General features: G+C 44.4%; 19 protein-coding genes and 1 other annotated feature. Of the genes, 17 read left to right on the top strand and 2 right to left on the bottom strand.

The annotated features are described in order from the left end of the window. The first annotated feature begins 73 nt into the window (after positions 1-73). The 5 genes from AC2TF5_RS17765 (at position 74) to AC2TF5_RS17745 (ending at position 5,793) form a co-directional block, all read left to right on the top strand. A complete protein-coding gene (locus AC2TF5_RS17765; RefSeq protein WP_491298478.1) occupies positions 74-601 on the top strand; it encodes a redoxin domain-containing protein in 528 nt (175 codons plus the stop codon). After that, positions 598-2,292: a cytochrome c biogenesis ResB family protein gene (locus AC2TF5_RS17760; protein ID WP_491298477.1), complete on the top strand. Its 1,695-nt coding sequence runs from the start codon at positions 598-600 to the stop codon at positions 2,290-2,292. Before AC2TF5_RS17765 ends, AC2TF5_RS17760 begins: the two co-directional genes overlap by 4 nt. After that, the gene (gene ccsB, locus AC2TF5_RS17755; protein ID WP_491298476.1) at positions 2,289-3,542 is read left to right on the top strand and encodes a c-type cytochrome biogenesis protein CcsB; all 1,254 of its coding nucleotides are present in this window, start codon (positions 2,289-2,291) and stop codon (positions 3,540-3,542) included. Before AC2TF5_RS17760 ends, ccsB begins: the two co-directional genes overlap by 4 nt. Positions 3,543-3,648: 106 nt before the next feature. Beyond that, positions 3,649-4,365, top strand: a complete 717-nt coding sequence (locus tag AC2TF5_RS17750; RefSeq protein WP_491298475.1) for a response regulator transcription factor — start codon at positions 3,649-3,651, stop codon at positions 4,363-4,365. Next, positions 4,366-5,793: an ATP-binding protein gene (locus tag AC2TF5_RS17745; RefSeq protein WP_491298474.1), complete on the top strand. Its 1,428-nt coding sequence runs from the start codon at positions 4,366-4,368 to the stop codon at positions 5,791-5,793. It abuts the gene before it with no gap. A gap of 133 nt (positions 5,794-5,926) precedes the next feature. Here the strand turns inward: AC2TF5_RS17745 and serA are convergent, their stop codons facing one another. Further along, a complete protein-coding gene (serA, locus tag AC2TF5_RS17740; protein ID WP_491298473.1) occupies positions 5,927-7,519 on the bottom strand; it encodes a phosphoglycerate dehydrogenase in 1,593 nt (530 codons plus the stop codon). 162 nt (positions 7,520-7,681) lie between these two features. Further along, positions 7,682-7,908, bottom strand: a binding site (T-box leader). A gap of 238 nt (positions 7,909-8,146) precedes the next feature. On the opposite strand from serA, the gene AC2TF5_RS17735 reads away from it, so the two are divergent. Genes AC2TF5_RS17735 through AC2TF5_RS17725 form a run of 3 tightly spaced genes read left to right on the top strand, consistent with a single transcriptional unit; the run spans position 8,147 to position 9,895 of the window. Beyond that, positions 8,147-8,746: a CPBP family intramembrane glutamic endopeptidase gene (locus AC2TF5_RS17735; protein ID WP_491298472.1), complete on the top strand. Its 600-nt coding sequence runs from the start codon at positions 8,147-8,149 to the stop codon at positions 8,744-8,746. Continuing rightward, positions 8,733-9,083 carry a hypothetical protein gene (locus tag AC2TF5_RS17730; RefSeq protein WP_491298470.1) on the top strand — a complete coding sequence of 117 codons (351 nt, stop codon included), beginning with the start codon at positions 8,733-8,735 and terminating at the stop codon, positions 9,081-9,083. The genes AC2TF5_RS17735 and AC2TF5_RS17730 overlap by 14 nt, the downstream gene beginning before the upstream one ends. Continuing rightward, complete coding sequence (locus AC2TF5_RS17725) at positions 9,080-9,895, top strand: metallophosphoesterase (RefSeq protein WP_491298469.1); 816 nt, start codon at positions 9,080-9,082, stop codon at positions 9,893-9,895. Before AC2TF5_RS17730 ends, AC2TF5_RS17725 begins: the two co-directional genes overlap by 4 nt. Positions 9,896-9,950: 55 nt before the next feature. On the opposite strand, the gene AC2TF5_RS17720 is transcribed toward AC2TF5_RS17725, so the two are convergent. Then, a complete protein-coding gene (locus AC2TF5_RS17720; RefSeq protein WP_491298468.1) occupies positions 9,951-10,865 on the bottom strand; it encodes a polysaccharide deacetylase family protein in 915 nt (304 codons plus the stop codon). A 93-nt stretch (positions 10,866-10,958) separates the two neighbouring features. Between AC2TF5_RS17720 and AC2TF5_RS17715 the strand changes: the two genes are divergently transcribed. The 9 genes from AC2TF5_RS17715 (at position 10,959) to rpsA (ending at position 18,468) form a co-directional block, all read left to right on the top strand. Then, positions 10,959-11,342 carry a hypothetical protein gene (locus AC2TF5_RS17715; RefSeq protein WP_491298467.1) on the top strand — a complete coding sequence of 128 codons (384 nt, stop codon included), beginning with the start codon at positions 10,959-10,961 and terminating at the stop codon, positions 11,340-11,342. A 193-nt stretch (positions 11,343-11,535) separates the two neighbouring features. After that, positions 11,536-12,147, top strand: coding sequence for a genetic competence negative regulator (locus AC2TF5_RS17710; protein ID WP_491298466.1), 612 nt, complete (start codon positions 11,536-11,538; stop codon positions 12,145-12,147). 61 nt (positions 12,148-12,208) lie between these two features. Continuing rightward, a complete protein-coding gene (gene prsW / locus AC2TF5_RS17705; protein ID WP_491298465.1) occupies positions 12,209-12,904 on the top strand; it encodes a glutamic-type intramembrane protease PrsW in 696 nt (231 codons plus the stop codon). Positions 12,905-13,218: 314 nt separating this feature from the next. Next, positions 13,219-14,571 carry a germination protein YpeB gene (gene ypeB, locus AC2TF5_RS17700; RefSeq protein WP_491298464.1) on the top strand — a complete coding sequence of 451 codons (1,353 nt, stop codon included), beginning with the start codon at positions 13,219-13,221 and terminating at the stop codon, positions 14,569-14,571. 212 nt (positions 14,572-14,783) lie between these two features. Continuing rightward, positions 14,784-15,437: a flagellar brake protein gene (locus AC2TF5_RS17695; RefSeq protein WP_491298463.1), complete on the top strand. Its 654-nt coding sequence runs from the start codon at positions 14,784-14,786 to the stop codon at positions 15,435-15,437. Between the two features lie 56 nt (positions 15,438-15,493). Continuing rightward, complete coding sequence (locus tag AC2TF5_RS17690; protein WP_491298462.1) at positions 15,494-15,751, top strand: DUF5359 family protein; 258 nt, start codon at positions 15,494-15,496, stop codon at positions 15,749-15,751. Positions 15,752-15,830: 79 nt separating this feature from the next. Next, positions 15,831-16,526 carry a (d)CMP kinase gene (cmk, locus tag AC2TF5_RS17685; protein ID WP_491302928.1) on the top strand — a complete coding sequence of 232 codons (696 nt, stop codon included), beginning with the start codon at positions 15,831-15,833 and terminating at the stop codon, positions 16,524-16,526. Between the two features lie 3 nt (positions 16,527-16,529). Beyond that, positions 16,530-17,120 carry a lysophospholipid acyltransferase family protein gene (locus AC2TF5_RS17680; protein ID WP_491298460.1) on the top strand — a complete coding sequence of 197 codons (591 nt, stop codon included), beginning with the start codon at positions 16,530-16,532 and terminating at the stop codon, positions 17,118-17,120. A gap of 124 nt (positions 17,121-17,244) precedes the next feature. Next, a complete protein-coding gene (gene rpsA / locus AC2TF5_RS17675; RefSeq protein ID WP_491298458.1) occupies positions 17,245-18,468 on the top strand; it encodes a 30S ribosomal protein S1 in 1,224 nt (407 codons plus the stop codon). The last annotated feature ends 169 nt before the right edge of the window (positions 18,469-18,637 follow it).

The following is an 18,637-nucleotide window of genomic DNA, read 5'->3' as shown; positions in this document are numbered from 1 at the left end:
AATTGTTCATAGGATGTTCACACCTATTGCGAACGATATGATGAATGTCATAGAAAGGATGCTGCTTCTCAAAATGGGCAAATCAAAAAAAACGGTTCAAATCATCATACTGTTGGTTATTGTTCTTTTGGGTGCTTATGCTGTGGCTACCGTTGTTATGGGTAATGATGGAATTCCCAAGGAGGGCGACAAGGCTCCTAACTTTCAACTGTTAGGACTCGACGGAAAAGTGCATACCTTGAAGGACTATGACGGCAAAGCTAAGGTCATTAACTTCTGGGGAACGTACTGTCCGCCTTGTGTGAGAGAAATGCCTGCCCTCCAGGCCCAGCGGGAAAAATGGTTGAGCGAGGGAGTCGAAGTTATAGGTATAAATGCTGGGGAAGACAAAATGACAGTAGAAAATTTTGTTAATCAGACCGGCGTAAAATTCCCTATACTGATGGATCCGAACCGTGAGGCCGTAGGTGACTATAAAGTTGGCGCTATGCCGGCAACTTATTTTGTGTCGTCTAAAGGCGAAATCGTTAACATTACAATCGGAGAGCTGGACTTGAGCACCCTTGACAAACAAATTGAACAGTTGGTGAATGCTAAATGAGCTTAGGATCAAAGCCATTAATAACGAACACCAAATGTGAATGCGGACATCAGAATCCGCCAGGCACTGTGTTGTGCGAAGCCTGCGGAAAGCCGTTGACCGAGGAAGCGGATGCTCAACCGATTCTGGAAATGCGGTATGACGGTGTGGCGCGCCGTTCACAAAAGTCAAATCCGGGAGTCATAGACCGGGTCTGGAACTTTTTTTCGTCCGTCAAAGTTGCTATCTACTTGATTATACTGACGTTGGTCGGTTCCATGCTGGGTACAATCTATCCACAGGAAAGTTCGTTTCTGAACATCGACCCATCTGTCTATTACAAGCAAGAGTATGGACAATTGGGACATATTTATTATCTGCTTGGTCTTTCTCATACATATACGTCTTGGTGGTTTGTGCTGCTGCTGGTAATGATCGGTGCTTCTCTTGTCATTTGTAGCTTAGACCGGGTTTTGCCGCTGTATAAAGCGCTGAGCCGACAGAAGATACCGAAACATATGTCTTTCCTTACACGTCAGAAGGTATCTTATCAGACACAGGTGTCTGGAGACGGAGCGGAATGGGTAGAGCGCGTTAAACCTCTTATCCGCAAAAGAGGGTACCGTGTCCGTACCGACGGAGGCACATTGATGGCGGAGAAGCAGCGTTTCAGCCGTTGGGGGCCGTACGTTCTTCATATCGGTCTAATTGTATTTCTTCTGGCTGTGCTTGCAAGAGGCTTGCCTGGAATGCATATGGACGCCCATATCGGATTTCCTGAAGGCGAAGCGAAAAAAATTCCGGATACGAGCTATTACTTGAAAAATGATGATTTCTCCGTCGAATTTTATACAGAAGATGATTTGCCTGATGAGTTCAAAGGGAAGGGTAAAGTGTTACCTAAAGAATTTGAAACGAAGGCCATTCTTTATATGTGTGAAACCGACTGTGATGATCTCACCAAAGAGCCTCAGCTGAAAGAAGTCGCCCGTCACACGATTCATGTAAACGATCCACTGAATTTTAACGGACTTAAGGCATACCAGTTTGACTATGACTTGACTCCGGTTCTTCGCTCCGTATCTCCAGTGCTTCTAAATATGAAGACGGGTGAAGAGTATGGCAAGTTTAATCTGAACATTAGAGATCCGGAGCGAGAATATAAGGTTGGACCGTATACACTCAAGCTAAAATATAAATATTCGGACTTCGGCTTGAACGACAAAGGTGAACCTGTAAATTTGTCATCCAATCCGAATGCCCCGGCGTTTTTGTTCCAGATTCATGGACCTGATCTGCCAGAGAGCGGAATTCAGTATTTTTACTTCCCGAAACAAATAGATAAAGAACGTTTCCAACAAGATGCGCTTAATAGCCAGTTAGCTGGAGGAACGATGCCTCTCAACATGAAAGTGAAAAGCATGGAGGATGTCGATTTATCCGAATCCATCACCTACCTAAACGTACGTATTGATAGAGTGATGCCGTTTATCTGGATTGGAGCCGCAATAGGCATGCTAGGTCTGATCATGGGCTTCTATTTTCAGCATCGCCGGATATGGCTGCGTATCGATAACGGAGTACTGACCTTGGGAGCGCATACGAATAAGAACTGGTTCGTATTGCGTCGGGAAATATCGGCAGTACTCAAGCAAATGGACATCGAAGTGGATGAGAAGTCATTGGAGAATAACAGGGGGAGTAAACCATGAGTCTAGTGGATTTTAGCAGCAACGCTTTTATTGTTGCGTTTATACTTTATTGTTTGTCGTTTACTTTTTACGGCATGGCCGTATTGGGAAAGCGATTTAGAAAAAGGGATCCGGAGGCTCACGTAACGAAATGGGGTAAGATTGCATTCGTTACAGCTACCATAGGCCTGATTTGTCATCTGGTTTACTTCTTTACCCGTTGGGCGGGAGCAGGTCATGTACCTGTGAGTAACATGTATGAATTTATGACGTTCCTATCAATGGCGATCATGATTGCATTTCTGGTATTGTATTTTCTTTATAAAAAATCGATGCTCGGTTTGTTCGCACTACCGCTCGCCATTCTGATTATGGCATATGCTGCCGTGTTTCCGCAGGAAGTGCAGCCGCTTATTCCTTCTTTGAAATCCTATTGGCTTGGCATTCATGTTACTTTGGCTGCGCTCGGTGATGCATTCTTCGCTGTAGGTTTTGTGGCGGGTTTAATGTATCTGCTAAGAACGGTCAATTTTAACGAAAAGGACAAACAATCACGCCGTGAGCAGCGTTGGCTTGAATTGTGCATGTTTTCCATTGTTGTTCTGCTTGGCTTTATTGTATCGGTATACAGCTTCCGGGCTGCAGGTTATCATGCCGAGTTTAACCAGACAAATATTGACCCTGCGACAGAAACTAGTACAATAGTAAAAGTGGATTATGATATGCCTCCACTGGTTGCACCTTACAACAGTGAGACGATTAGCATGCAGCCATTCCTTGGGATGAAGTCCCCGCTGTTTGAAGCACCTTCATGGATGCACGGCGTTAATGCGGGTCGTAAGTTTAATACTGTAGTGTGGTCAGTAGTTAGCGGCATTATCTTATACGGGCTGTTAAGACTTGTCATTCGCAGACCAATTGCCAAGGTTATTCAACCGGTACTGAACAAGCTGGATCCGGATGATCTGGACGAAATCAGTTACCGTGCCATCGCAATCGGTTTCCCGATCTTTACTCTCGGCGGACTTATATTTGCAATGATTTGGGCTGATATTGCGTGGGGACGTTTTTGGGGCTGGGATCCGAAAGAGGTATGGGCTCTCATTACTTGGCTCTTCTACAGTGTATATTTGCACCTGCGTCTCTCCAAAGGATGGCAGGGCAAGAAGTCTTCGTGGCTTACCGTAATCGGCTTCATAGTTGTTATGTTTACACTGGTTGGCGTCAATTTGATTATTGCAGGCCTCCATTCCTATGCCGGAACGGATTAATATGTTAATGTAATACAGATTGTGATAATAAATTCAGAAGGGTCCTCGATTGACATGGATGAGGACCGTTCTGATTTTCCCTATGATAATGAAGGAGTTGTTACCGATGACAGAGCATGGAAATCGCATCTTGGTGGTAGACGATGAAGAACGCATTAGGCGCTTGCTGAAAATGTATCTTGAAAAAGAAGGATATGAAATCGATGAAGCTGAGGATGGAGAAACAGCTCTTCGGAAGGCGACCAACGAAGATTACGGTCTGGTTCTGTTGGATGTCATGCTGCCAGGCATAGACGGTGTTGAGGTATGTTCTCGTCTGCGCCAAGTGAAATCCACCCCGATACTGATGCTGACGGCAAAAGGCGAAGAAATCAATCGTGTTCAGGGCTTTGAGGTTGGAGCAGACGACTATGTTGTGAAACCATTCAGCCCTCGAGAGGTTATTTACCGGGTTAAAGCGATTTTGCGCCGTTCATCAGCGACAGCTTATTTGTCAAAAGAAACAAATCCAAGCAACAGCATCGTATTTCCGCATCTTTTGATTGAGCATGATGCCCACCGTGTTACAGCTGGGGGACAGGAAATTAGTTTGACGCCAAAAGAATATGAATTATTACATTATTTGGCTTCTTCACCGGATAAGGTGTTTTCCCGTGAAGAATTGCTAAAGGATGTTTGGAATTATGAATTTTTTGGAGATCTCCGTACAGTGGACACTCACGTCAAGCGTCTGCGCGAGAAGCTTAACAAGGTATCGACAGAAGCTGCTGCGATGATTACGACAGTATGGGGAGTAGGCTACAAATTGGAGGTTCCCAAATAAGTGAACTTTTGGAGATCACTCGTCGGCAAGCTGTGGATTACGATTACATGCCTTGTTGCCTGTGTCCTGCTGACACTTGGACTGTTCTTGCTTCCTTATATTGATACCGTATTTACGAATTCCGGAGATATCAAAAGGTTATTTACGTATGCGTCGATTATCGGTTTTTCGATGACGACCTTCTTTGGGTTGTTTCTTCTTACTAAGATTACACAGCCGATGCAGAAGCTGATTCAGGCAGCCAATGCGATCCGTAAGGGTAAGTATGGAACGCGGCTGGATCTTGTCACCAGTGATGAGATTGGTGAACTGGCCAACACTTTCAATCATATGGCCGCTGAACTGGAAACAACGATTCGGAGTCTGAACCATGAGAAGGAGCATTTAGCCAGTGTGCTTCGCAGTATGAGCGATGCAGTGATTACTTTTGATAATAATGGTGATGTTATTTTGGTGAACCCACCCGGTCAGGATATAATGAAAACCTGGCAGGGTCTGCAGTGGGATGAAGACTTGGAAGGGGGCGGATGGGCTGCCGATGTCATGCCTGAGCCGCTTAGCGCTTTGTTCTACAAAACCATGCAGGAAGGGAAAGACCAAAGTACAGACCTGCATGTAAAGCAAGGAGTTTGGGAAGCCCACATGGCACCTCTTTACTCGGATGATGTGATTCGTGGTGCTGTTGTAGTTCTGCGCAATATCACAGAGCAGGTGAAGCTGGAGAAGATGCGTACCGATTTTATCGCGAACGTCTCCCATGAAATCCGCACTCCGCTGTCGATGATGCAGGGTTACAGTGAAGCCCTCCTGGACGGTATGGCGACTTCTCCGGAGGAGAGCGAAGAACTGATTCAGGTTATCCATGAAGAGTCGCTTCGTATGGGAAGGTTAGTTAAAGACCTGCTGGATCTAACGAGAATGGAGGCAGGCCATACGGAGCTGCTGTGTCGCCAAATGGATGCCGGTGATCTATGTGAGCGAGTCTACCGGAAATTTACGGTTCGGGCAAAAGAGCGGGATATCGAGTTGCGTCTAGATAAGTTGCACCCTGATCTGACTTTAGATTCTGCGGATGAAGACAAGCTGGAACAAGTGTTGACGAATCTGTTGGATAACGCTTTCCGTCACACACCTGAAGGTAAGGTTATTCGTATTACAGCAGACCGGGTGCATCTGCAGTCCGGTGTTGCTCTCAAAATCGTAATTTCCGATCAGGGAGTAGGGATACCTCCTGAAGATGTTCCGTTTGTGTTTGACCGGTTTTATAAAGCAGACAAAGCCCGTGTACGTGGAGAATCTGTAGGCACCGGAATCGGACTTGCTATTGTAAAAAATATTGTAGAATCGCATAAAGGTGCGATATCCGTCAACAGTGTGGTCGGAGAAGGGACTGAATTCACCCTCTTTATTCCGGCGGAATTGGTATAATAACATCATTTATTTACAAAAAACAAAAAACACTCTCGAATACGAGGGTGTTTTTTGTTGAACGATAAACATTAATCTTGTTCTACGTGGAACAAAGGGCACACTTTGAGACTTGAAGTAATAATCATATTAATTAAGGAAGTACGATTTCTTGTGCGGTATTCAGATCGTGAAGTCCAGTAAGTTTTATAAGCACGTCCTTTGGCACATCTTTATCGACAGTGAGGAACATGATAGCTTCGCCACCGATTACTCTACGGCCAACCTGCATAGAAGCGATATTGACATTATTCTCACCTAGGAGAGTACCAACTCGTCCGATAATACCTGGTATATCATTGTGGGAAATTAAAATTTGATGTCCCTCCGGCGCAATATCAACCGGGAATTTATCAAGACGCACGATACGCTCGCCGTAACCATGCAGCAATGTGCCGGCAACCAAGCGCTCGCCTCCGTTTTGCGTTTTCAGCGTGACGGTTACCAGATTGGTGAAACCTTTGGTTTTCGGTGTCTGAGATACGACAACGTGCAGATCACGGCTCTTGGCAAGGTGCATTGCATTTACGATGTTTACTTCACTTCCAAGATGGCGTTCAAGCACGCCTTTTACGATGTAGCGGGTCAGAGCTTGATTGTCCACTTCGGCAAGGTCACCAGCGTAGTCCACATGAATTTCATTAACCGCATGTGCAGTAATCTGAGCGGCAAAGCTTCCAAGCTTTTCACCCAGCGGGAAATAAGGCTGCAGCTTGCTCATTACACTTGCTGCTACGAGAGGGAAGTTGACAGCATTTTTAAACGGTTCGTTCCGCAAGATATTCAGCACCTGTTCAGATACATCGATAGCCACGTTCTCTTGGGCTTCAACAGTGGACGCACCTAAATGAGGAGTAACAATGACTTTAGGATGTTTTAAGAACGGGTGATCTGATTGTGGAGGCTCATGTTCGAATACATCGAATGCAGCACCAGCTACAATGCCTTCGTCAATGGCTTCAACAAGCGCCAGCTCGTCGATGATTCCACCACGTGCACAGTTCACGATACGCATACCTGGTTTCATGACTTCAAATTGCGGTTTTGCAATCATATGTCTTGTTTCCGGAGTAAGCGGCGTATGGACGGTGATGAAATCCGCATTGCGGATAATGCCATCGACGGATGCTAGCTTTACCCCCAATTTATCGGCACGCTCTTCAGTCAGAAACGGATCAAAAGCAAGAATATTCATACCGAAAGCTTTGGCTCGTTTGGCAACCTCACTGCCGATACGTCCCATACCCATTACACCGAGGGTTTTGTTACGAAGCTCCACCCCTAGGAATGATTTACGGTCCCATGTACCGGATACAGTCTTGGCATAAGCCTGCGGAATATGACGGGCCAAAGCAATCATCATAGCGAAAGTATGTTCAGCTGTGGTGATCGTATTACCGTCAGGTGCATTGATGACTACAATACCGCGCTTGGTGGCAGCTTCCAAATCGATGTTATCCACCCCGACGCCAGCGCGGCCTACTACTTTAAGTTTAGTGCCTGCATTCATAATTCGTTCTGTGACACGAGTCTGGCTTCTGACTAGAAGTCCGTCATACTCACCGATGATGGCAGTGAGCTCATCTTCTGTGAGCCCTGTTTTTTTGTCTACCTGCACATCGGATGCATCCATCAGTTGCTGGATACCCAAGTCGCTAATCGGATCCGATACCAATACTTTAAACATAGTTTCTCTTCCTCCTCAGTACTCTCTAATGTAATGTGCTGCTAAATATGAATAAGGATTACGCAAAGTGCGCATTTCCGTTAAACCTAACTCATGCGACGCGGTAATGCAACAAAGAAAAAAGTCCATAAAAAAACTCTCGATCCGCATACTACCTCCGTAGTAAGGGACGAGAGTTATTCGTGGTACCACCCTTATTTACTGCCATGACAGGCAGCCTCAAACGGCCTTTCCAGGCCATGATTGGTAACGGATATCATCCGATTACGCCTACTGAAATTCAGCGAAATATCTCAGGATCGCTCAAGCACACTTTTCGTCGCCGATTTGCACCAACCATCGGCTCTCTGGAGACGTATGAAGCGTCTTTTTTCCATCATCGGTTTTAGTCGATTAATTTTTTCATAATGTATCATGTGTCTTAAATCGTGTCAATAGGTATTTATGAATGCAACGAAAGGTATGATAAGTGTCCCGGAAAGCCTCACGCCTTGTAATACGGGCGTTTTATTTGCTATGATTGCTTATGCCCACCTAATTTTCGACTGCTCTATATATTTCGTATTCTCGACAATAGTACTCTTTGTTATCAATTATTTAAACAACAATAAAGATAGGCAGGCTATCATGAAAAAATTTAAAATCAAAATCAAAAAAATTGAGCCGCATCAATTAAATGAACGGCTGCTGCTGATTAATTTATATTTAACCCAGGGTTTAACACTCATCGTCGGCTTAATCTGGATATTGTTTCAGCACCGGAATCCTTTTCAAATGCTTGCCCTGCCTTCAAACGGTCAGTTTGCCCTGTGGGGTCTGGGGCTTGCATTGTCGATGTTTCTGATCGACATGATCCTGTCCAGAATTGTGCCGGAAAACAGCATGGATGACGGCGGAATTAATGAAATGCTATTTAGAAAAAGGCCAGTGTGGCATATCGTAATCATTGCTTTTATAGTATCTGTGTGTGAAGAGCTTCTGTTCCGTGGAGCGATTCAACACGCTTTTGGTCCTTATTGGACCAGTATTTTGTTTGCCCTCATACATGTACGTTACTTAAAACACTGGATTCCGACAGGTTGGGTATTTTTGAGCAGTTATGGGCTAGGGTATATTTATATCGAATCAGGCACACTTTGGGCCCCGATTATTTGTCATTTTGCCATTGATTTAATATCAGGAATGGTGATTCGTTTTCGGAGGAAAGAAGATAATGAACGAGCTTAGCAGAATGGAACGACATCAGAGCCGACACAAAGGCCGGAAAAAAAATAAAGCAGCTGCAAGATCCCTACATAAACCGGGAATGGAACACGCTCCCTACGCTTCCGAAGGAAGCGAGGAAATAGAGGGACTGAGCAGAACAAGATCAGCTAAATTAAGGGGTAATGACGCTTCTCCAGAGGAGGAAGTTTCACCTTCGAGAACAAGTACATACCCCTCACAACGGGTAAGAATGAGCAAGTGGTTTGTCAATTCCTTAATCGTACTTTTTATCCTATTGATGGCCGGTCTGCTTATCTGGGGGCTAATCGGTGCACCGCCGCTGGAGGAAATACTTTGATTGCATGGTTAAGTATTGTAGCAGGGGCTATTGCCCTTGGTACATTTGGCTGGATGAGCATAGAAGCTTACGGTTACAGAGTGCGGAAAGAAACCGTGGAATCAGATTTGCTTCCCGCCTCATTCCAAGACTACCGGATTTTGTTTATGTCCGATATTCACCGTCGAAAGCTTTCAGAGAAGAGGCTTCAAACACTGAATTTAAAACCTGACTGCATTTTGCTAGGCGGAGATATTACGGAGAAGGGTGTTCCTTGGAATCAAGTCCGCCATAATCTGGAGGTCCTGTGCCGTATAGCGCCTGTTTATGCGGTTCTCGGTAATCATGATCTAAAGGCAGGAAGGCAGTCCATCGAAGAGCTGCTAAACGATAGCGGAACCTCTTTATTGAAAGACAGGACCTTGATACTGGATAAAAACGGTGAATCCGTCGCATTGAGCGGTATAATGCAGCCTACAACACGTAAACATCCCTATAGCCCGTTTAAGGGGCGTCCGAATAAAGGGCAGTATCATATCATTTTGGTGCATGATCCAATCTGGATTCAAGAAAAGACAAATATTTCCGCCGACTTGATCTTATCGGGACACACTCACGGCGGACAAATCATTCTCCCGCTGCTGGGAGCTGTACGCTTAGAAGGATTTTATAAGAAATACAGTGCAGGGTGGTATAATCTTCCTCATAAAGCTTCTTCACTTCATTCCAATGTACGGTTGCTGATCAGCCGGGGATTTGGCACTTCTCATATTTCTTTTCGTTTAGGATGTCCGTCCGAATTTCATCTTATCACATTGCAAAAAAAGCCTTGATCCTATGTGGGAGGATTCAAGGCTTATATTTTTTATATAGACCGTCCGTAAGAGATTACCTCATCTTTGGCTCAATGTTTCGCGGATCTACGAAGCTATAACCTTTCTTCTCCAATTTGGTTAGAAGGGTATCCAGTGCTTCTACGGTCCAAGGAAGCTCATGCATGAGAATATTGCTTCCGGGATGAAGCTGTTCCATAACGTTGTTAATGACCGCATCAGGGTTGTTTTTGCTTTTACTTTCCCAATCCAGAGAGCCGTTGGACCAGGTCATGAAGAGCAGATTATTGTCACTTGCAATTTTTTTAATAACCTCCCCACCTGAGCCGAATGGAGGTCGGAAAAATTTCGGTTTCTCTCCAATTGTTTTCATGACGATTTTTTGTACATCCTCAATTTGCTTTTTTGCTTCCTGTAAATTTTGCTCCCTCAGATCGATATGGTCCCAACTATGATTACCGATAATCTGACCCCGGTCGTGTATCAGCTTCAAAAGCTCAGGATTTTGTTTTATACGATAACCATTGACGAAAAAGATGGCTTTAGCATCATGTTTATCCAGAGTATCGATAAGATTATTAATCATCGTTTTATCCTTAGGTCCATCATCGAAGGTCAACAGAACAACTTTTTTCTCAGTTGCCTCGTCATTAGGCACAATATTGTATACCTTGTTCATGTGATATTCAGGTTTTACAGGTGATTGTTCCTTCGGTTTCGTCTGATTTTTATCAGTCTCAGCTTCATTTTTGTCCATTGGATCTGTAGTTTCTTCCTCGTTAAGCTTAGGATCTTTGTCCAGCGCCTCGACATTATTCTGGTTTTCATTCGGTGTCTTGTTACTTTGGTTCATTGTCGATACGTCGTCGGCAGCCATTTTGGGAGGTTGATTATGACTTTCTTCTTTTGATCCACAAGCGCTAAGCAATAAGCTGGCTGCAAGTAATAGCGCCGCTGTCTTTTTAACCATGATTCCATCTCACTTTCCTGTATTTATGCCGCATGAGTTTTTATCAATCCGTGAACACTAGTCATGAGTTTATCATAGAAGGAGGTAATATTTGTGAAGACTTCGTCATTTCTATACGGAGCTATTTTCGGTGCTTCAGTTTACCGTATGATCTCCCGTAATCGCAAAATGTCATTCGCCTCAATGCTAAAGGGAGCAAATCTTTGCAATCTTGCTGATACTGCGAAAGACAAGATGATGAATTATACGAGTAATTCAAATCAGGGCAGTGGACGCCAAGAAAGCGTGCGTCCCAGTTCAAGCGGATCTGATTCATCCAGTCATTCCACGGGAAATCAGCATGGGGTACAGGCATCGACTAATTCGAAGGCAGCCAACCTGAAGCAGATCAAAGACTTCATCCGTAGTAATCCTGACATCAAGAATGAAGTCGAACAAATTCTTAAAGAAACACATACGGTCATACCGGGTTTGTAACAATATGGCCGAATTCGAATCATTCCAGGGAAATGTATGGTCCCTTGGAATGATTCTTTTTTTACAGGTACATATTTACGTGCATTTGTGGGTATTAAATGATAAAATCAATGTATAAAACCATTTTTAGCACGTCATTATCCAAAAATCATAAGTTGTAATAACTTTTTGTTTCATAGAGGAGGATCCTGTCATGAAAATAGAACGCTTGAGTCAAGATAAGATACGGATTTTCCTCACGTTTGACGATCTGAGTGAGCGTGGGATCCAGAAGGAAGAAATGTGGCAGGAAATACCCAAAGTGTATGACCTGTTTACTGAGATGATGGATCAAGCCTACAGTGAGCTCGGATTTGATGCCACAGGCCCATTAGCCGTTGAAGTGTTTGCTCTACCGGCTCAAGGGATGGTGGTTATTGTAACGAGAGGAAAGTACGATCACCATTTCGGCGGCTTGTCGGAAGATGAAATGCCTGATGAGATTTATGAAATGGAAGTAACTTTGGAACAAAGCGGCAGCATCGTATATGCTTTTAGCGATTTCGAGATGCTTATTGAAGCCGCCCATATGTTGAAGGATTTAGTCGACGGGGCTGGCACGCTCTATCACTATTTGGATAAATGGTTTTTATGGATGGACCCCGAGCAATTGAACAATGAGAAACAGGCTGCAATTATCGCATTGTTGGCCGAATTCGGGAATTCATCTCCGGTAACAGAAGCTGTGCTGGAGGAATACGGAAAAATCGTTATGCCGGAGCAAGCGGTACAAACGATCTGCAGCCATTTTCCGCGCAGTAAATAATGCAATGTGGGCATGCGAGACGGCCGGACTACAGGCCCGCAACTAACGGAGGGGAAATTCGGTGCTGGTGTTCTCGATCATAGCGTCTGCTTTGGCGCCGGGTCTCGCCTTGCTCACATATTTTTACCTGAAGGACAGGTATGATCAGGAACCGTTGCATATCGTCGTTAAGATATTTCTTCTCGGTTTTCTAATCGTATTTCCCGTTATGATATTGCAGCGGGGAATGATACTATGGTTTGGCGATAACCCGGTGATCCATTCTCTAATCATTTCAGCGGGTGTGGAAGAGTTATTGAAATGGTTTGTGTTATATCATCTTATTTTTAACCATATAGAGTTTGATGAACCGTACGACGGCATTCTGTATGCGACAGCTATTTCATTGGGTTTTGCTACACTGGAGAACGTTATGTATGCGTGGTACAGCCAGGCTGCTTTCGGTTCAATGATGATCCGTGCTTTGCTACCAGTGTCAGGACATGCGATGTTTGGTGTCATTATGGGGTATTACATTGGACACGCTAAGTTTACTGATGGAAAGTCGAGCAGGTTCTTTCTGCTTCTTTCCCTGCTACTGCCTTGGATGTGGCATGGACTTTATGACTTAATCCTCAATATGATGACTCATAACTGGTTATGGTTTATTATTCCATTGATGGTTCTTCTGTGGTACGGAGGAATGGGCAAAATATCACGGGCGAATAACCGATCACCTTTCCGCATGATTAAGCGGGACGAAGAGGTTAAAACCTGACAATTAAGGGCACACTTCATCGTATGGTTTCCGGCTGCGAGCTGGGGAATGGACGATGGAGGTGTCTTTTTTGTTGCGTGTTAAAGTGAAAATCCGCTGCAAAGAGTGTGGAGAGAGATTTGTGCTAAGGGGTAGGAAAGAGCATGGACGTATCGAGACGGGATTTAAACAATGCCTATGCAATAATCAGAATCGGTTTGAGATCGAGGAAGATTTCTGAATTCGTAAGATTTATGTTTTATAAATAATGCATAAGACTTCTTACTTCTAGTCAAACTAACGGCAGTGAATAGAAGAAAGGAGACTTTAGCCACATGTATAAAAGAATAAGTGCCGTATTATTTCCTGTAGTCACAATTCTGCTTATCGGCTCGCTGGTGTGGGGGAACCGGGTTAAGGGGGATCGTGACGCCATTGCGATTAATGCGGAGAACCAATATCAGCGGGCTTTCCATGATCTGTCTTTTCATATGGACCGTATTCACTCGGAAATCGGTAACACGTTGGCGGTTAATTCTGCGTCTCAAGGAATGCACCGTAAAGGATTGATGAACGTATGGCGCATTGCTAGTGAAGCTCAGAGCGAGATCAGCCAGCTACCTCTTACGATGCTGCCATTCAGCAAGACGGATGAGTTTCTATCCCGAATCGCGAACTTCTCTTACAAAACGGGTGTTCGTGACATGACAAAAGAACCGCTTTCCGACAATGAGATGAAGACGTTAAAGACGCTTTACACCAATTCCGGTGAAATTACAAAGGATCTTCAGAAAGTGCAGAATAACGTCATCGCGAATAATCTGCGTTGGCTGGACGTTGACACCGCCTTGTCAAAACAATCGGCACATGCGGACAATACCATTATTGACGGATTCAAAGGCGTTAATAAAAAGGTGGAAACATACCCTGAGCTTGATTGGGGTCCATCCGTAAGCAGTATGTATCAACAACGTTCGGTGAAAATGCTCTCTGGAATGCCTGTGACGGAAGAGGATATTACTCGCAAAGCACTTAAGTTTGCTGATGCAGGCAATAACGCGAGCTGTCAGGTAACCGAAAACGGTAAAGGAACGGATTGGGAGTCCTATACCGCAAAAGTACAATCTCCTAATGGGAAGCCGCTGAGTATGGATTTCACGCGTAATGGTGGTTTGCTCACTTCCTATACAGACGAGCGCGATGTTGGAGCGAAGAAAATTTCAGTTGAGGATGCCATGAACAAGGCTGATCAATTTCTTGCAAATAAAGGATACAGTAATATGAAGGCAGTTTCCGCCGACCCTTACGATAATCTTGTGAACTTCACTTTTGTTCGTGAACAGGATGGAGTGCTAATTTATCCGGAAAAAATGACAGTTAGATCTGCTCTGGATAATGGCGAAGTTATCGGTTTTCAAGCAAGTGATTTCGTCTATGAACATAAAGATAACCGAGAAATACCGGAAGCAAAGATAGATGTTGCTGAAGCCAGAAAGACATTGAATACAGATTTCAAAGAGCTGTACAACCGCAAAGCTCTGATCAAAAATGATCGGAACGAAGATACACTTTGCTATGAGATTGGCGGAAGGATTAACGGATCTCAATATCGATTGTATATAAACGCGGATACCGGATTGGAAGAAACGGTGGAAGTTATCAAAGATGCAGAAGCAGGCATAGGTTAAACGGAATGAAAAGAATTAAAGTAGCTTCCTTAAAAGCAAATTTTCAATGAATAACAGGATAGCTCCCCAAAAAACAGGTCACCCAAGGATCATTCTTGGGTGGCCTGTTAGGTGTTTGGTTCAACCCCTTAAATTAAGAATTTACTCTTCACCGACAATCGCACATGTTATAATAAATTTTGTTGATATTATCCAGGTAGAAGGTGAAAGGTTTGTATCCTAAAGTTAACGAAGTGCTGTACATTCAGATTGATACCGGGGACGAGAAAGAAGCCAGTCATGTGTACAAATCGAGAATTTCTGAAATTCATGATGACTTTATCTATATGGAGGTTCCAATACAGGAGAGATCGGGCCGTTTGAAAAAATTGTACATAGGGGACGAGCTGTCCGCATACTTCCTGACTGAAGGTGGAGTGAAGAACTTTTTCAATTCCTATGTATTGGGTTTTCATGAGGATGTAATTCGTATGGTGCGAATCCGAAAACCTGATCCGGAAGAAATTACGAAAATTCAAAGACGCAGTTTCCTCCGGGTCCAGGCTGAGTTGGAGATTGCTGTAAGTTACAAGGACGGCAGACGTTTTGTATCCAAAACTGAGGACGTTGGCGGTGGAGGCGTTTCGTTTTATACCGAATCTGACCAGCAGCTTAGAGAGGGCGACTTGTTGTCCTGCTGGCTGCTTGTCCCGTACAAGAACGGTTCTTTGGAGCATGTGCCTTTTGAAAGTGAAGTGGTTAGGGTGAAAGAACTTCCGAATACCAGAAACCTGATTATGCTCAAGTTTAACAGTATTGTAGATATGGAAAGGCAGAAGCTAATACGCTATTGCTTTGAAAGACAGTTTGATTTTAGAAATCGCTAGAATAAAATAGAGCCCGTAGCGGCACGCTAACCTAAAAAAGGTAAGGGTGGTGCCTTATGACGGGTCCTGACGATAAAAATTTCAGCACAGGAGAACAACTTTTTAATTATGCGGACTATATGGGCCAACTGGTGCTGAAGAGTCTTCCCTGGCTGGGAATCATGGTGCTGACCATCCAGATGCTGCTGCATATTGACTCTGTCAGACCGTTTCTATCCTCCGTGTATCGAATGGAAGGAGTACCGGTCGACGCCCAAAATGTAAAGGATTGGATGGATGCAAAAAAGCCTTCTTTTTTGCATCACTCTAGTTAGTGTGGTATAATTTTCACGTCGCAGGCAATGCCTGCTTTTTTCTTGAGGCTCATGTTTGAGGAGGAATGCCCCGTTGATTATGCAGGGGACTGGTCAGATTGACAGAATAAATATTGCCATTGATGGACCTGCAGGGGCAGGCAAAAGCACGATTGCCCGTATGGTGGCGAACAGGCTTCAGTACATCTATGTTGATACGGGAGCTATGTATCGGGCAGTTACGTGGTTTATGCTGAATGAAGGAATTTCGTCAGAAAATTACGAAAAAGTGCTTCAAATGTTACAAAGTATGGTAATTGAATTAAAACCGCATGAAAATGGACAGGTGGTTCTGCTGAACGGGGAGGATGTAACTCCTTACATACGGTCGCACCAGGTCAGCTCGGCCGTGTCCCAATATGCGCAGATTGAAGGACTTCGCACCCAATTGGTTCATTTGCAAAGACAAATGGCTTTGCGTAAAGGCGTCGTAATGGATGGACGCGATATTGGAACAACGGTTTTGCCAGATGCCGAAGTCAAAATTTTCATGACGGCCAGTGTCAAAGAACGTGCTCTCCGCCGGTTTAAAGAATTGGGTGAAGCGGAAGGATTATCACTGGAACAACTTGAAATGGATATCGCGAAACGTGACCGCCTTGATGAGGAACGTGAGGTGTCACCGTTGCGCCGTGCCGAGGATGCAATCGTTCTGGACACGACACAGATGACTATTTATCAGGTTGTCGATACGATACTTTCTTACTGTATATCTCAAATGGATGGGGAGAAATAAGACATGATTTATGTGTTCTGCAGAGCGGTCGTTCGCGGTTTGTTCGCCGTGCTTTACCGGTTTGAGTCAGTCGGCGTACATAACATTCCTGCGGAAGGCGGAGTACTGATCTGTGCCAATCATATCAGCCTAAGGGATCCGATATCGGTAGGTATTCATGTGAAGCGGCAGGTCAAATTCATGGCCAAGGCTGAGCTGTTTAAGATTCCGGTGTTTGGCTGGTTAGTCACGCAGCTTGGAGCATTCCCGGTGAAACGGGGCGGCGTAAGCAAAGATTCGATTAAGACATCGCTGAAGATTCTCCGCAATGGCGAAGTGATGGGTATATTCCCTGAAGGCACTCGTAACTCTGATGCGGAAGCAGCTAAACGTGGCGCAGCAAGCTTTGCACTGCGCAGTGGCGCTACGGTCGTACCAGCAGCCATCATAGGGGAATATAAGCTTTTCCGTAAGACAAAGATTATTTACGGAGCGCCTATTGATTTGTCTGTTTACAAAGATGACAAATCGCCTGAGGCCTTGAATGAAGCTACTGCACTTATTATGCAAAGTATTACTGAGATGCGGGCTACAGGGAAGCCAACCGTAAATTGATGTTTTTACCGTTTCATGTATAAAATACATGAATATGATGGAAAGCTATTACAGCAATTATGTTTTGAACTTCGCTTATATGCGGGTTTAAATAAATGGGATTTGAATTGAGGAGGTTATTGACATGTCGGAAGAAACAAAAAATCAAGAGGCTGTTGAAACACAAAGCCAAGATCAGCTAGACCAAATCGTATCCTTGAAAAAAGGGGACACCGTGAAAGGAACGATCGTCAAACTGGAGGATAACCAAGCTTATGTAAGCATTGGATATAAATATGACGGCGTAATTCCTGTTCGCGAGTTGTCTGCTGTTCAGTTGGACAACGCATCTGATGCGGTTCAGGTAGGCCAAGAGGTGGAGTGCAAGGTTGTCAGCATTAATGATGACAAGGAAAGCCTTGTTCTTTCTAAACGCGCGATTGATACGGAAATCGCTTGGGAGTCACTTGAGAAGCATTTTGCTGATCAAGATACCATTGAAGTCGTAGTTGCTGATGTAGTTAAGGGTGGACTCGTAGCAGACGTGGGTGCACGCGGTTTTATCCCGGCTTCTATGGTTGAGCGTCATTTCGTTGAAGATTTCAGCGATTACAAAGGTCGTACGCTCCGCGTAAAAGTTAAAGAACTGGACCGTGAGAACAACAAAGTTATCCTTTCCCAAAAGGATGTTCTGGAAGAAGAGTTTGAAGCAAACAAACAAAAAGTAATGGCTGAGCTTCAAGAAGGTCAAGTGCTAGAGGGAACTGTTCAGCGTTTGACTCAATTTGGCGCATTCGTAGATGTAGGTGGTGTGGACGGTCTGGTCCATGTATCCGAAATCGCTTGGAGCCATGTTGAGAAGCCATCCGATGCTCTCTCCGAAGGAGATAAAGTAACGGTTAAAGTTCTGAAGGTTGATCCTGAAAAAGGAAAAATCAGCCTCAGCATTAAAGCTGCTCAACCAGGTCCTTGGGAAACGGCTGCAGACAAATTCAACACAGGTGACGTAGTTACTGGTGAAGTAAGACGTCTGGTTAACTTTGGTGCATTTGTAGAATTGGCTCCAGGTGTTGAAGGTCTGGTGCACATTTCTCAAATTTCCCACAAACACATCGGAACTCCACAGGAAGTTCTGAAAGAAGGCCAAGAGGTTCAGGTTAAGATTTTGGACATTAACGCGGACGAGAAGCGTGTTAGCCTGAGCATTAAGGAAACGGAAGAAGCGCCTGCGCCATCTTCAAGACCTGAAAAACAGTCTAAAGGCCCTAAAATTGACCTGAAAGACAATCCGAATGTATCCTTGAACAACCAAGGTATGAGCGTAACTCTTGGAGAACGTTTCGGCGACAAATTGAGTAAATTCAAGTAAGTCGGGAAAAAAATGACCGGTCAACAGACCTATCATAATTTAGTCGGCGGACCCAGTATTGGGTTCGCCGTTTGTTTTATCAGGCTTCCCGCATACGGATGCTGGAAATAGGGAATGAACATAATAGAAACAAGTGATGAAAGGTTAGCCAATTGTAACGTTTTTTGCT

The organism is Paenibacillus sp. JNUCC 34, assembly GCF_058269055.1.
The sequence above is the reverse complement of the archived record's forward strand: the minus strand, read 5'-3'. Positions and strand labels throughout refer to the sequence as shown.

Bases quoted from the DNA above. Each gene is read 5' to 3' on its own strand.
- AC2TF5_RS17765 (WP_491298478.1), top strand. From the start codon at position 74: ATGGGCAAATCAAAAAAAACGGTTCAAATCATCATACTGTTGGTTATT.
- AC2TF5_RS17760 (WP_491298477.1), top strand. From the start codon at position 598: ATGAGCTTAGGATCAAAGCCATTAATAACGAACACCAAATGTGAATGC.
- ccsB (WP_491298476.1), top strand. From the start codon at position 2,289: ATGAGTCTAGTGGATTTTAGCAGCAACGCTTTTATTGTTGCGTTTATA.
- AC2TF5_RS17750 (WP_491298475.1), top strand. From the start codon at position 3,649: ATGACAGAGCATGGAAATCGCATCTTGGTGGTAGACGATGAAGAACGC.
- serA (WP_491298473.1), bottom strand. From the start codon at position 7,519: ATGTTTAAAGTATTGGTATCGGATCCGATTAGCGACTTGGGTATCCAG.
- AC2TF5_RS17735 (WP_491298472.1), top strand. From the start codon at position 8,147: ATGAAAAAATTTAAAATCAAAATCAAAAAAATTGAGCCGCATCAATTA.
- AC2TF5_RS17730 (WP_491298470.1), top strand. From the start codon at position 8,733: ATGAACGAGCTTAGCAGAATGGAACGACATCAGAGCCGACACAAAGGC.
- AC2TF5_RS17720 (WP_491298468.1), bottom strand. From the start codon at position 10,865: ATGGTTAAAAAGACAGCGGCGCTATTACTTGCAGCCAGCTTATTGCTT.
- AC2TF5_RS17710 (WP_491298466.1), top strand. From the start codon at position 11,536: ATGAAAATAGAACGCTTGAGTCAAGATAAGATACGGATTTTCCTCACG.
- ypeB (WP_491298464.1), top strand. From the start codon at position 13,219: ATGTATAAAAGAATAAGTGCCGTATTATTTCCTGTAGTCACAATTCTG.
- AC2TF5_RS17690 (WP_491298462.1), top strand. From the start codon at position 15,494: ATGACGGGTCCTGACGATAAAAATTTCAGCACAGGAGAACAACTTTTT.
- cmk (WP_491302928.1), top strand. From the start codon at position 15,831: ATGCAGGGGACTGGTCAGATTGACAGAATAAATATTGCCATTGATGGA.
- AC2TF5_RS17680 (WP_491298460.1), top strand. From the start codon at position 16,530: ATGATTTATGTGTTCTGCAGAGCGGTCGTTCGCGGTTTGTTCGCCGTG.
- rpsA (WP_491298458.1), top strand. From the start codon at position 17,245: ATGTCGGAAGAAACAAAAAATCAAGAGGCTGTTGAAACACAAAGCCAA.